The 13344-nt window shown below is 71.6% G+C and carries 12 protein-coding genes; 5 read left to right on the top strand and 7 right to left on the bottom strand.

Going from position 1 to position 13344, the window contains the following annotated elements:
* Nucleotides 1-28 precede the first annotated feature (28 nt).
* The 4 genes from JD292_RS06355 to JD292_RS06340 are packed head-to-tail and all read right to left on the bottom strand — an operon-like array spanning nt 29 to nt 5148.
* Nucleotides 29-1024 (bottom strand): DUF4031 domain-containing protein, encoded by a 996-nt coding sequence (locus JD292_RS06355; RefSeq protein ID WP_200131891.1) that lies wholly within the window; start codon nt 1022-1024, stop codon nt 29-31.
* Nucleotides 1021-1605, bottom strand: coding sequence for a SixA phosphatase family protein (locus tag JD292_RS06350; RefSeq protein ID WP_200131890.1), 585 nt, complete (start codon nt 1603-1605; stop codon nt 1021-1023). Before JD292_RS06350 ends, JD292_RS06355 begins: the two co-directional genes overlap by 4 nt.
* Before the next feature lie 13 nt (nt 1606-1618).
* Nucleotides 1619-2446: a purine-nucleoside phosphorylase gene (locus JD292_RS06345; RefSeq protein WP_200131889.1), complete on the bottom strand. Its 828-nt coding sequence runs from the start codon at nt 2444-2446 to the stop codon at nt 1619-1621.
* Entirely contained in the window at nt 2443-5148 is a 2706-nt protein-coding gene (locus tag JD292_RS06340; protein ID WP_233613736.1) for an aminotransferase class I/II-fold pyridoxal phosphate-dependent enzyme, read from the bottom strand. The genes JD292_RS06345 and JD292_RS06340 overlap by 4 nt, the downstream gene beginning before the upstream one ends.
* Before the next feature lie 383 nt (nt 5149-5531).
* On the opposite strand from JD292_RS06340, the gene JD292_RS06335 reads away from it, so the two are divergent.
* The 4 genes from JD292_RS06335 to JD292_RS06320 all read left to right on the top strand — a co-directional run bounded on the left by JD292_RS06335 (nt 5532) and on the right by JD292_RS06320 (nt 8483).
* Nucleotides 5532-6074 (top strand): SIP domain-containing protein, encoded by a 543-nt coding sequence (locus tag JD292_RS06335; RefSeq protein WP_200131887.1) that lies wholly within the window; start codon nt 5532-5534, stop codon nt 6072-6074.
* Between the two features lie 86 nt (nt 6075-6160).
* Complete coding sequence (locus JD292_RS06330) at nt 6161-7594, top strand: NAD(P)H-quinone dehydrogenase (RefSeq protein WP_200131886.1); 1434 nt, start codon at nt 6161-6163, stop codon at nt 7592-7594.
* Nucleotides 7595-7669: 75 nt separating this feature from the next.
* Complete coding sequence (locus JD292_RS06325) at nt 7670-8080, top strand: cupredoxin domain-containing protein (protein WP_200131885.1); 411 nt, start codon at nt 7670-7672, stop codon at nt 8078-8080.
* 58 nt (nt 8081-8138) lie between these two features.
* Nucleotides 8139-8483, top strand: coding sequence for a VOC family protein (locus JD292_RS06320; RefSeq protein WP_200131884.1), 345 nt, complete (start codon nt 8139-8141; stop codon nt 8481-8483).
* A 77-nt stretch (nt 8484-8560) separates the two neighbouring features.
* Here JD292_RS06320 and JD292_RS06315 read toward each other — a convergent pair whose 3' ends face one another.
* Both JD292_RS06315 and JD292_RS06310 read right to left on the bottom strand, forming a co-directional pair.
* Nucleotides 8561-9277, bottom strand: a complete 717-nt coding sequence (locus JD292_RS06315; protein ID WP_200131883.1) for a DUF4190 domain-containing protein — start codon at nt 9275-9277, stop codon at nt 8561-8563.
* A gap of 86 nt (nt 9278-9363) precedes the next feature.
* Nucleotides 9364-10692, bottom strand: a complete 1329-nt coding sequence (locus JD292_RS06310) for a class I SAM-dependent RNA methyltransferase (protein ID WP_200131882.1) — start codon at nt 10690-10692, stop codon at nt 9364-9366.
* Between the two features lie 106 nt (nt 10693-10798).
* On the opposite strand from JD292_RS06310, the gene JD292_RS06305 reads away from it, so the two are divergent.
* Nucleotides 10799-11443, top strand: a complete 645-nt coding sequence (locus tag JD292_RS06305; protein WP_200131881.1) for a Maf family protein — start codon at nt 10799-10801, stop codon at nt 11441-11443.
* 20 nt (nt 11444-11463) lie between these two features.
* Here JD292_RS06305 and JD292_RS06300 read toward each other — a convergent pair whose 3' ends face one another.
* Entirely contained in the window at nt 11464-13281 is a 1818-nt protein-coding gene (locus JD292_RS06300; protein WP_369411171.1) for a PucR family transcriptional regulator ligand-binding domain-containing protein, read from the bottom strand.
* Between the last annotated feature and the right edge of the window lie 63 nt (nt 13282-13344).

Raw genomic sequence — 13344 nt, 5'->3', positions numbered from 1 at the left:
GCGGACATCCGAAGAGGCGAGTGCCTGATCAACCCCGCAGCCTGGCGAGTTCCGCGGTCACGTTCGCCCGCGCCCGCGCCTCCCACAGCTTGCGGCCGGTCGGGGTCAGGTAGATCGTGTCGCGATCGAGGTACGCGGCGAGGATCGCAGAGCGGCCGCGCGCGAATTCCCTATCGGGGACGTGCGAGTATTCGCGGCGAACGTCGTGCGCGTACTGTTCGTAGCGCGAGACGGGGGCCGCGAAGATCGCGAGGTCGGCGTCGAGCAGCTGCGCTAGTGCGGGCGAAGCTGCGGCGGCGTCCCTCCCGGGTTCGGTCGCGAGAATGTGCTCCCCGACCCGCTGCGCGAGGCCGGGGGCGACGCCGAGCTCGGCGAGCGACGACACCGCGAGGCGGGCGGAATCGGCCTCGTCGACGCCCGCGGCACCCGCGTAGACCGCATCGTGGAACCAGGCCGCGAGCAGGGTGTCTTCCGCGACGAATTCTCCGCGGACCGAGATCTGGTCGAGCGAGAGCAGCACGTCCTCGAGGTGGCGCTCGTCGTGATACCCGCGGTGGGGCTCGTTCCAGCGCGCGAGGAGCCCCGCGCCGAACCCGGTCCAGCGGTCCATCGGGTGCGAGTCGGATCCTGATCCTGATCCTGATCCCCGTCCCGCGGCTCCCGCCCCGGCGGGGCCCGCCGCGCTGCCGATCCCGAGCCGTCTTCCGAGGACCTCCCACTCGCCGGCCAGATACTCGCGCCGCCGCGGCCCCGTGACCGTCACGCGGTCCACCTGCCGAACGCGCAGGCCGGCGGCCTGCAGCGCCGCGAGCACGTCTTTCCCGCTGACGGGGCGCGCCCCGAGTTCGACGGCCCGGTCGTGCAGTCGGGCGGGCACGTCGTAGTGGTCGAGGTCGAAGCCGCGTCGCGGGAGCCCGAGGACGCGCGCGAACGCGTGGAGCTCCTCGTAATCATGATCCGAGACCAGGTGGCTCCAGACGGTGCCGTGGGCCGGCCAGGTCGGCGGATCGATGAGGATCGTCACGGGAGCGTCGTGCGCGGAACCCGCTGGCCGCGCGGGGTGTCGAGCGACCAGGCGTCGACGAGCGGGTCGGCGCAGGCCGGGCGGAAGCGCGCGTCTCCCGGCGCCCGGTCGGCGCCTCCGCCGCTCCCCGCGCCCGGTTCCGGTTCCAGGGCCTCGGCGTCCAGTTCGAATCGCGCCACCGCGCAGGTCGGCAGGTGGTCGATCCCGCCGTCGGAGAGGACGTGCGCGAGTTCGCTCAGCCCGGGATCGTGGGCGACGATCAACACGGTGTCCGCGCCGTCGGAGCACGCCTCGGCCGCTCGGGCGAGCAGCGCGGAAGGGGGTGCGAGGTATAGGCCGCGGTCGAACTCGACGCGCGTCCCGAGTGCCGCGGCGAACGCCTCGGCCGTGGCGCGGGCGCGCTCCGCCGTACTCGCCACGATCCGGATCTCGCCTACCTCCGCGCCGAGCTCCGCTGCGAGCCGCGAGGCCATCGCGGGCGCGTCGCGCAGCCCGCGCGCGTTCAGCGGCCGGTCGTGGTCCGCGATCCCGGGGTCGCCCCAGTCGGACTTCGCGTGGCGGACCAGGATGAGTTCGTGCATGCCTCGGCCCCGTTCAGAGCTTCCCGACGATCCGGGTGAGGAGCGCCGCGAGCCGCGGCTCGGCCTCGCGCCCGGCCTCGATGACCTCGGCGTGGCTGAGCGGCTCCTCGCCGAGACCGGCTGCGGGGTTCGTGATGAGCGAGAGCCCCAGGATCTCCATGCCAGCCTGGCGCGCGGCGATCGCCTCGAGCGCGGTCGACATGCCCACGATCTGACCGCCGATCGTGCGCAGATACCGCACCTCAGCGGGGGTTTCGTAGTGCGGTCCCGGGAGCTGCACGTAGACGCCCTCCTGCAGGGCCGGCTCCTCGGCGCGGGCGATGTCGCGCAGCCGCGAGGCATAGAGGTCGGTGAGGTCGACGAAGTTCGCGCCCTCGATCGGCGAGGCCGCGGTGAGGTTCAGGTGATCCGAGATCAGCACCGCCTCGCCGGCGCCGAACGCGGGATCGACGCCGCCCGCCCCGTTGGTGAGGACCATGATCTTCGCCCCCGCCGCCGCGGCGGTGCGCACGCCGTGCACGGTCGCGCGGACGCCGCGGCCCTCGTAGAAGTGGGTGCGTGCGCCGATCACGAGCACGTGCTTGCCGTTCGCGAGGCGGATGGACCGGAGCGTGCCCGAGTGGCCGGGAACGCCGGAGGCGTGGAACCCGGGAACCTCGGCGGCGTCGACGACGGCGACGGTCTCGCCGATCACGTCAGCGGCCTTGCCCCAGCCGCTCCCGAGGGTGAGACCGATGTCGTGGGATTCAACCCCGGTCAGGCGCGCGATCGCTGCCGCTGCAGCAGTCGCGAGCTCGGCGGGGGAGGCGTCCGGCACGGCGGAGTCGAAGTCGTTGCTCATGCCTCGAGTGTACGATCCGCGGCGGCGTCCCGCGCCGAGGAGCGCAGGATCCGGTACCCCCGCTGCGGGTCGTAACCGTGAATCTCCCGGGTGTCGAGCACCGCCATGAAGTCGAGCACCTCTGCCGTGATGACCTGGCCGGGGACGAGCACGGGGAAGCCCGGCGGGTACGGCGTCACGAAGCCCGCGGAGACGGGGAGTTCGCCGGCGTCGACCCGCGCGCGCAGTTCCTCGGGCCGCACGTGCTCGACCGCCGTTCGGCGCTGGCCGCGGAAGAACGCCGCCCGCATGTCGCCGTCCGGTCGGACGCCGTCGGTCGTGAACTCCGGTGAGAACGCGCTGAAGTCGGGAAGCGGCGGCATGTCGGCGGGATCGGGCAGGGGGATGTCGGGATCCCGCTGCGCCTGCTCCTCCTCGAACCGCTCGGCGAGCTTCACGAGCACCTCGATGAGGTACGCGATCGCGCTTCGAGAGGTGCCGATATTCGTCATGAACAGGACCGTGTTGCGGCTCGTCTTGTTGACCTGGATGCCGTAGCGGTCCATGAGATGCTCGTGCTTGAACGTGTCGCCGTCGACGCCCGTCCGGCTGATCTCGATCGTGATCCGCGAGGGATCGATCACGAACTCGTCGCTGGCCCAGGCCCGCCACATCTCGGCGAGGCCGTCGCGCAGCGGCATCGGGCGGCCGGTCCCGCGGTGCTCCTCGGGGATGAGGTCGTGCGCGCTGAGCACGCGGAATGTGCGCCGGAGCAGGGGATGCCGCGAGATCGCCTGGGCGAGGCTCGTCGCCAGATCGAGCTGCTGCTGCACGAGGTCGTAGCCCTCGAGCTCCACCTGGCGGCGGCCGATGTCGAGCGAGGACAGGATCTGGTAGTTCGGCGACGTCGAGGTGTGCGTCATGTACGCCTCGTGGAACGGTTCCTCGGCCTCGCGCTTCCAGTCCTGGTCGTAGACGTGGATCATGGATCCCTGTCGGAGCGCGGTGAGGGTCTTGTGCGTCGACTGGGTCGCGTACACGCGGATCCGTGCGGACGGTGCCGGGAGCAGGCGTTCCTCGAGCCAGACCTCGTCGGGCGCCGGTGCGCCATCGGCCGGGAAGAGGCGCTCCTGCTGGGCGCGGTAGGCGGCGGCGTGCGCGGCGGTGGCGAGCCGTTCCTCCAGGCGCTTCGCCGATGCCATGGCCGTGCGACGGCGGGTCACCGGGTGGAACGCCCCGAAGGCGAACCAGGCCTCGTCCCAGAGGAAGACGAGATCGGGCTTGATCGCGAGGCACTCGGCCATGACCCGCTCGGGATCGTAGACGATCCCGTCGAACGTGCAGTTCGTGAGGGTGATCATGCGGACCTCGTCGAGGCGTCCGGCGGCGCGGTAGTCGAGCAGGAGCTGCTTGATCCGGCTGAGCGGGACCGCGCCGTAGAAGGCGAACTCGTCGAGGGGGTAGGCCTCGAGGTAGGCGGGGCGGGCGCCCGTCAGCATGACCGCGTGGTGGTGCGACTTGTGGCAGTTGCGGTCGACGAGCACGATCTCGTTCGGCGCCATGAGCGCCTGGTGCACGATCTTGTTCGCCGTCGACGTGCCGTTCGTCACGAAGAACGTGTGCTTCGCCCCGTAGGCGCGGGCCGCGAGCTCCTGCGCCTTCTTCAGCGTGCGCACCGGCGCGAGCAGCGAATCGAGGCCGCCGGAGGTCGCGCTCGTCTCCGCGAGCAGCAGGTTGAGGCCGTAGAAGTCGGCGAGGTCCTTGATCCACTTCGACGTCACCACGGAGCCGCCGCGCGCGACCGGCAGCGCGTGGAAGACGCCGACGGGCCGCCGCGCGTGATCCTGGATCGCGGAGAAGAAGGGCGTGTCGTACAGGTGCGAGACGCGGCGCAGCAGCGAGAGATGCAGTTCGAGCTGATCCTCGCGCCGGAATACCCGACGGAATCGCCTGGTCAGTGCGCCGGCGAGATCCTCGATGTGGGCGCCCGCCATGAGATACAGATCGAGTTCCGGTCGCACAGCGGCGAGCGTCTCCGCGAGCCCGAGCACCCGCTGCACCGATGCGAGCGAGGAGCGCGCCGGCGCCCGGCCGGGCGCCACCTCGGATCGCGCGAGCTCGATCGTCTCGAGCAGGTCGCGGCTCAGCTTCTGCCGCGTGCGGTCGCTGAAGCCGGGACGCACCACGACCGCGAGGATGTTCGGGTTCGTGAGCACGGCGGCGACCGCGTCGTCGGCCGACGGAACCACCACGTACTCGTAGATGAAGGAGTCGGCGGGGGAGCGCATCTTCAGCACTTCCTGGCGCAGCTCATCCCGATCGGCGAGCTCGGTCTCGTCGACGACGAGCACCTCGAAGCGGGGGCGCGGATCCGCCTCCGTGGCGAGCTCGAGCCGATCCTGTTCCTCCGTGAACTCGTCGCGCGGCTCCTCGGGGACGGTCGTGCCGCGGAGGCGATTGACCACGCGCCCGATGCGGTCGAGCGCGCCACGGTAGTCGCCCGCCTCGAGCAGTTCGCCCACCGTGCGCACGTAGCGCTGGCCGTAGCCCGCCCAGTACATCTCGATCGTCTCGAGGGCGCGCAGGCTGCGCTGGATCTCGCCGTCGGCGGCGAGCAGCGCCTCTGCTTCCTCGCCGGAGTCGCCGCCGAGGGCGAGGCGCTTGACCGAGTAGCGGAGATACTCCCAGGCGTCGCTGCGGAGCCGCCAGGTGCTCGACGGCATGCCGGGATCGCGCTCGAGCGTCGCTGCGCCGCGCGTGATCGGTCGGTCAGCGGTGCCGCTCGGGGTCCCGTGCGAGGGTCCGGCGTGCAGCGACGCCCGGGTGATCCGCGCTGCGCTGCCCCCGCTCGCGAGTTCCTCTGTCACGGCCGGGTCGGTCCTCGTCATTGCAGCGGTCCCTCTCAACTACTTCATCGTGCCGAGGGCGATCCGCGCCGAGCGCGCGGACGCCTATGGTTGCGGGCTCGTGGCGGCCCTTGCCGATCGATCCTACGTCGGGGCGGATACCGCAGCGGAATCCAGTGTCATGAACTGGGAAATATGTCCGCCTGACCATCTCCCGGGAGTTCACCCGATCAAAGTTAGGATGCCCTAAGATGATGGACGTGAGCGAGACCAATCCCCCAGAGCACCCCGACTTCGGCCGCACCCCAGAGGTGATCGCCGTCGTCGACCCCGATGGGCTTGAGTGCGCCATCGCCGCGGGGGACGTCACCGACCTTCCCGCGCTCCGCGACTGGCTTGCTGCACTTCCCCGTGAGGCGTACGGTCAGGTGTTCATCGAGGTGTTCGCGGAAATGCAGATCGAGCCGCTCGAGGTTCCCGCGCACGTGTCGGTCACCTGGCTGTGCCGCGAGAAGCGCGAGGCGAGCCCCCGTCCCGGCATCGGGCGCCGCCGCGGCGAGGCGCTGGCGGGCGCGGTGGAGGCCTGGTTCGACGAATGGATGTGGGCGGACGCCGACTCGGTGCGCCACATCGAACTCTGGATGGGCGCGCGCACGAGTTCGGTCATGCAGAGCTACTGGGCCAAGCTGCAGCGACGCCTCGAGAAGCGCTGGCCCGGGTGCGCCGGCGGTGAGGCGCGGCCGCCGCGCCGCGATCCCGGCTTCGCGGGGGGCTGCCCCGAGGGGTGCACCCGGGACTGCTGACCTCTCGCAAGACCCGCGGGCCGTGGCGGCGGCCCGCCACCGTGGCGCCGTGTCGGCCGGGCCTCCCCGCCAACTAGACTGGGGCCATGGCGAAGTCGAATGAACGGAAGCACCGGATCCTGGTCCTCGGAGGCGGGCCCGGCGGCTACGAGGCGGCCCTCGCCGGGGCGCAGCTCGGAGCCGACGTCACGCTCGTGGAGCGCGCCGGTGTCGGCGGCGCCGCGGTCCTCACCGACGTGGTGCCCTCGAAGAGCCTGATCGCAACGGCCGGCGCCGTGCAGGCGGTCCGCGACTCCGGCAAGCTCGGCGTGCAGGCATTCGTGCCAGGCGCGCACGGGAAGCCGGTCCGGCCCGAAATCGCCGTCAACCTCGCCGCCGTCAACAAGCGGCTCCTGGCGATGGCGGGCGCCCAGTCCGTCGACATGCTGCGCTCCCTCGAGGACGCCGGCGTGCGCGTGGTGCAGGGCGAGGGCCGCCTCGACGGTCACAGCGCCGTACTCGTCTCCACCGCGACGGGGGGCACCGACTTCGACCGCATCGAGGCCGACACGATCGTTATCGCCGTGGGCGCGAGCCCGCGCGAGCTCGACACGGCGAAGCCGGACGGCGAGCGCATCCTCACCTGGAAGCAGCTCTACAACCTCCCGGCGATCCCCGAGCACCTCGTCGTCGTCGGCTCCGGCGTCACGGGCGCCGAGTTCGCGAACGCCTACCGCACCCTCGGATCCGAGGTCACCCTCGTGTCCAGCCGCGAGCAGGTCCTGCCGGGCGAGGATCCCGACGCCGCAGCGGTGATCGAGCGCGAATTCGCCCGCCTCGGCATGCACGTCATGTCGAAGTCGCGCGCCAGCACGGTCGAGCGCACCGAGAACGGCGTGCTCGTCACCCTCGAGGACGGGCGCACGGTTGAGGGGTCTCACTGCCTCATGGCCGTCGGATCGATCCCGAACACGCACGGTCTCGGCCTCGAGGAGGCTGGCGTGCAGGTGTCCGACAGCGGCCACATCAAGGTGAACAAGGTCGCTCGCACGAACGTGCCGTCGATCTACGCCGCCGGCGACTGCACCGATTTCTTCCCGCTCGCCTCCGTGGCGTCGATGCAGGGCCGCACCGCGATCATGCACGCTCTCGGGGATTTCGTCCGCCCGATCGACCTCCGCAATGTCTCGGCGAACGTGTTCACGTATCCCGAGATCGCGACGGTCGGCTGGACCGAGCACAGCCTCGCCGACGCGACCGACGTCGCCAAGGCCGTCAGCCACACCGTCCCCCTCAGCCTCAACCCGCGGGCCAAGATGATCGGCTTCACCGACGGCTTCGTCAAGCTGTTCGCGTGGGAGGCCTCCGGCACCGTGATCGGCGGCGTCATTGTCGCGCACCGCGCGTCCGAGCTGATCTTCTCGCTGTCGCTCGCCGTCGAGCACCGGCTCACGGTCGACCAGGTCGCCGCCGCGTTCACCGTGTACCCGTCAATGACGGGCGCGATCACCGATGCCGCGCGCGCACTGCACCGGCACTAAGAAGGTCTCGGGGCCTTCCTGGCCCCGATCAGCAGATTCCGCGCCGGATCGGCGCTCTCCGGAGGAAAGGGAACCATGCACCAGCACGCAGGATCGAGCCCCGTCGTCCTCAGCCGCCGCCGCGTCTTCCGCGGACTGTTCGGCCTCCTCGGCACGGGGGCGGCGGTCGCCCTCGCCGGGTGCGGCATTCCCGGGAAGAAGCCCGACCTGGTTCCCTCGCAGGACGACGCGAAGGCCGCGCTCACGATCCGCGCCTTCGACAACGCCTACGAGCCGAAGAACGCGACGATCAACGTCGGCCAGGCGGTGCGCTGGGTGTTCGAAGGGCCGGCCGAGCACGACGTCGTCGCGGGGGACGGCAGCTTCGTGAGCGAACTCATGGTCAAGGGGAGCTATACGCACCGCTTCGAGACCGAGGGCGACTTCCCGTACGACTGCTCGATCCACCCGGAAATGGTCGGCATGATCAGGGTCATCCCGAACTAGGTCCCGCGCTTTCCTCGCTGCCCTTTCGGCGGTCACCCCGCGCGTCTACTCTGGGCGCATGGCCACATTCACGACCGTCGAGCTCTCATCCACTGACGCCGCAGCGTCCGCAGCGTTCATGTCCGAGGTGTTCGACTACGGCAATACTTTCTACGGGGACGCCTACGTCGACGTGCACGCGAATGACGGCTTCACTGTTGCCTTCGAAACCGTCGCGGATCAGGAGGTCCGCCCGCCGCTCGCGATCTTCCAGGTCGATGATCTCGACGCGACGCAGGCCGCTGTGGTCGCCGCTGGCGGGGCGATCACGGTCGAGCAGTTCGACTTCCCCGGCGGGCGCCGATTCCAGTTCCGCGAGCCAGGGGGCAACGAGCTCTCCGCGTGGGTCGCTGCGGCGCACTGAGGCTCGGCCCCGGAACGGCTCTGAAACGGCTCTGGGCCGGGGCACACGTTCGTGGCGGGGTGGTCTGCCGCTGACGCCTACTGCAGCGTGCTGCCCCAGAACACGAGCACCAGGATCGCGAGCGGAACGGCGCCGAGCACGAGCCCGGTGATTGCTTTTCCCTTTCCGAGCCCGTTCATCTTGTTGGCGGTTGAGATGCCGATGCAGCCGAAAATGGTGGAGAGGATGCTCAGGATCGGGACGAACATGAAGCCGACGATCGTGATGAGGAGCGCGGACGCGATGATTCCGAGCGTGAGGGCCGCGGTTGCCGGGCTGTTCTTCGGCTGCGCGGCCATCTGCAGGTAGGCGGGCGGACCGAACGGGGACTGCGGGTACGGCTGAGCGTAGGGCTGGACCGGCGCGTGAGTATAGGCCGGGGGGAGCGGCTGCTGCTGGGCGAACGGCTGGCCCTGCGGTGCCGGGAAAAGCTGGCCCTGCGGGGCCTGGAATGGCTGCTGGCCGTGGGAGTGGGGCTGCGGCTGCGCGGCGGGCTGCGGCTGGACGAACGGCTGGCCCGGGGGATGCAGCGGCTGCGCGTAGGGCTGCGCCGGCTGGGCGTGGGCCTGCGCCGGCTGGGCCTGGGCCGGCTGCGCGTAGGGCTGCGCCGGCTGCGCGTAGGCCTGCACCTGCTGCTCAGGCTGCACGCCAGCGCCCGGCGACCCGAGGGGTTCGAGCGGGACGGTCTCCGCCTCGCTCGGCCGGGGCGCCTGGGGCGCCGCCGGCTCGGGACGCGGGTCGCTGTTCTCGCTCATGCCTTAAAGATAACCGAAGCCACTGACATCCGGAGCGGCGAAGACGCGCCGGTGAGCCGCCGCGCGAGGAGCGCGGGCGCCCTCTCCTACTCGCGCGTGAACACCGCGAGCGTCTCGAAGTGGTGCGTGTGCGGGAAGATGTCGAACGCGCGGAGCTCGGTGAGCTCGTATCCCGACTCGCGGAGGCTCTTCGTGTCCCGCGCCAGCGCCACGGGATCGCAGGCCACGTAGACGATATTCGCGGGGGCGAGCTCGGCGAGCTGGGCGGTGACGCCGCCGCCGGCGCCGGAGCGCGGGGGATCGAGCACGACGGTCCCGCGGCGCAGCCGATCCCGAACCGGGGCGGACGCCTTGAGGAGTTCGGCCAGGTGCCGATCGACACGCGCGGTCAGGGCGAGTGCCCCAACGAGCTCGGACAGGTTCTCCGCGGCGTCGTCGGTCGCGCCGGCGTCCGCCTCGACGGTGCTCACCTTCAGCCCGGGGCCCGCAGCCTCCGCCATCGCGGCCGCGAGGAGGCCCGCACCGCCGTAGAGATCGAGATTGCCGGCGGCGGGGTCGAAACGCCCGTCCTCGATGAGCCCGGAAACGGCGTCCCGCACCGCGTCGAACAGCACGGCCGGCGCCTCGCGGTGCACCTGCCAGAACCCCCCGGCGCGCAGGAGGAATCCCCGATCATCGACGAGTTCCTGGACCGAGTCACCGGCCCCGGCGGGCGTCTTCTCGCCCGGCATGCCAACGAGCATTCGGGGATCGTCGGCTGCGGGGGCAACGAGGTCAACGGTCGCTGCTCCCGGCATCGGCTCGCCGAGGGGCGCGATCATGTTGATGCCGTCGTTCGCGAGGGGGAGCGACTCGACCGGGATCACGCGCCGGCTGCGCGCGGCGTACGGGCCAACGACGCCCGTTTCGGGGTCGACGTGGAGGCGCACGCGGGTGCGGTACCCGAGGCCGTTCGACTCGTCGTCGCCGGGGGCGGCTTCGACGAGGTCACCGAGGGCGTCGGCGAGGTCGTCGCCCTCCTCGACGGCCAGCTCCACGCCGCCGAAACGGCTCATCGCGTCGGTGAGCACCTCGGCCTTGAGGCTGCGCTGGCGATCGAGATCGATGTGCCCGAACTCGGCGCCTCCCGCTCGATCCTCGGGATCCCGGTCGAGGCCTGCCTCCGCCCAGACGTGCTCGCGGCGATCGGGCGAGGCGGACAGCACCTCGACGGTCGCGGCGCGCGCGAACGACTTCTTCTTCGCGTCCGTCACGCGGGCGAGGACGCGCTCGCCGGGGATCGCGTCGGACACGAACACGACGCGGCCGTCGTGGCGGGCGACGCTGACGCCGCCGTGGGCGATCCCGGTGACCTCGAGTTCAATGGCATCGCCGATCTCGAGCGGCGTGCGGGCGGAATGATCCGAAACTGACATGTCGTCCATTCTCCCATCAGGGGAGAGGTGGCGCGCGCAGGGTGATGGGATCCGGATCCGGGTCGTCGTGTCCGTCCGTGTCGGAGGTGCGCCGTAGACTCGCCGCATGCGCCTCTACCTCGCTTCTACCTCCCCGGCCCGTCTCTCCGTGCTGCGCGGAGCCGGCATCGAGCCGGTCTGCTTTTCCCCCGATGTGGATGAGGACGCGGCGGTTGCGGCGCGCGAGGCCGAGCTGGGCCGCGCGCTCTCGGCGCCGGAGCTCACGGAGTACCTCGGTCGTCTGAAAGCCGAGGACGTGGTGCGCAGGCACGGGCACGAGATCGACGGGCTCGTGCTCGGCGGCGACTCAATGTTCCTGCTCGGCGGGGAGATCCTGGGCAAGCCGCACCTTCCGGAGGTGGCGCTCGCCCGCTCGCGGGAGCATCGGGGGCGCACCGGATCGCTGCACTCCGGCCACTGGCTCATCGACTGCACGGGCGGGGAGGTGCGCGGCGCGGCGGGCGCGGTCGACACGGCGCTCGTGACGCTCGCCGCAGACCTCAGCGACGCGGACCTCGAGGCGTACGTCGCCACGGGAGAGCCGCTCGAACTCGCAGGCGGTTTCGCAATCGACGGGCTCGCCGGCGCCTTCATCGAGCGGATCGAGGGCGCGCCGAGCTGCGTGATCGGGCTTTCGCTTCCGGCGCTCCGCCGCCTCGTCGTCGAGCTCGGGCACGAGTACCCCAAGCTGTGGAATCGGGAGGCGCTGTAAGGGGGGCGAATCGGCGCTGATCAGGATCTGCGCGAAAGTCCCTGATCGGGCCGCGGAGCCGGACCGCCGGCCTCGTGCGCGAGCAGCGCGACCGTGAGCGTCGCGATCGTCGGCCCGTCGGCGAGATCCACGCCCAGCACCTCCTCGATCAGCGCGAGCCGCTGATAGAACACCGACCGGGACAGCCGGGCCCGCTGCGCGGCGAGCGAGCGGTTCGTCGGATGCCGCAGATACGCCTGCAACACGCGCACCAGATCGCCGCTGTGACCGGGGCCCGCCCCGGCGTCGTGCGCGAGCAGCGGCCCGAGGGTCTCCGACGCGAACGCGTTCACCTCGGGGCTCGCGGACAGGCCACGCACGAGGAACGCGAGGGCCTGCCGCTCCGCTTCCTGGACCGTGACGCGGCCCACGGCCGCCGTCGGCGACAGGCGGCCGGCCGCGCGCACCTGCTCGAGCGAGGTGATGAGCCCGCGCACACTCCGCGCCGGGACGCCGAGCCCCAGGTGAGCGCGCCACTCCGGGGGAGTCGTCGTGGGGATGAGCATGTCCAGTTCCCGCGCCAACCGCGCCGCGAGCGGCGGAACCGCCGCAGCGGGATCGGAGCCAGGACCGCCAGGCGCCGCGGTATCGGCCCCGCCCGACGCAGCGCCCCGGCCGGGATCGAGGCGCGGATCCCCTCCGGGAAAGGAGAGCAGCACGAGGAGATCGGGGGCCCGGTCGTCGTCGTCGCCCGGCCGCCGGCCGGCGGGATACACCTCGGAGGATCCGCCGCCCGCGCGCGGATCCTGAGCGATGAGCACCCTGCCCTCGGGCGCGACGGCCCGCCGGAGCGCCGTTTCGAGGAGGGTGCGCTCGAGTCCGCCGTGCGCGCCGAACGCCCCGACACTGCTGAGCGTCGCGCCCGCGAGCACTCGGCCGGCAACGGGAAGCCCGGTCGCCGTGAGCTGCGCCGCGATCTCCGCGTCCCGCCGAAACCGGCCCGTGAGCAGGGCATCGAACATGCGCTTCGAGCTGTCTCTGAGCCACTGCTCGCCGTCGGCGTCCGCGAGCCGGCCGAGGGCCAGGGCGAACGCCCCGAGTTCGAGCACCGTGCGGCGCCCGGCGGCGTGCTGCGGGCCAGGGAGCGCCGTGAGGTGTCCCCACCGCTTGCCCTGCGCCTCGACCGGAACGGTCTCGTTGCCGCTCCCGCTGCCGGTCGCGCTGCCGACCCCGCCCGCTGCCGGATCCTGCCACGCCCCGAGGATCTCCTCCGGTTCCGCCCCGCGCCCGGCCCACGCCACGACGTTCCCCGCCGAGTCGGCGAGCACGACCGGAGCGTCGAGCGTGTCGGCGAGCCGCTCGATCACGTAGTCGACGGGACTGCGATTGAGGCCGAGCTCCGTGAGCATCGCGTGCACCTCGGCCCGCGCCGCGAGCGCCTCGTGCTGCGACGCGAGCACCCGCTGGTGGAGGCGCTGCGTGAGCTGCACGAAGCGCACCTCCCGGTGGAGCGCGATCAGCGGGATCCCGCCCTGCTCGCAGGCCGCGACGAGCGGGGCTGGCGCCGCGTCGAAGTGGGTGCCGACCTCGAACACCACCGCGGCGGGGTCCTTCGCCGCGAGCTCCTCGGCGAGCCGCCCGAGCGATCGCTCGTCACGCGGCCAGCCGGCGCCCGTGGTGAGCACGAGCTCACCGCCGTCGAGCAGCCCGATGGCGTCGCCGCCGGCGACGACGTGCGCCCACCGGACCGGCCGATCCATGCCCGATCCGCCCGCGACGAGCTCCGGCCCCGCCGCGATGAGCTCGGGGAACGCGATCACGTCGGAGACGGCGGGAAGGGGGGTGCTCGAGAGGTCCACGACCACAATCGTACAGTTTGTGTGGAACATGTCGGAAGATCGGATCGATTGTCGGTGTGATCT

Source organism: Leucobacter edaphi, assembly GCF_016522535.1.
GTDB lineage: Bacteria > Actinomycetota > Actinomycetes > Actinomycetales > Microbacteriaceae > Leucobacter > Leucobacter edaphi.
This window is presented reverse-complemented; position numbering and strand designations above follow the sequence as displayed.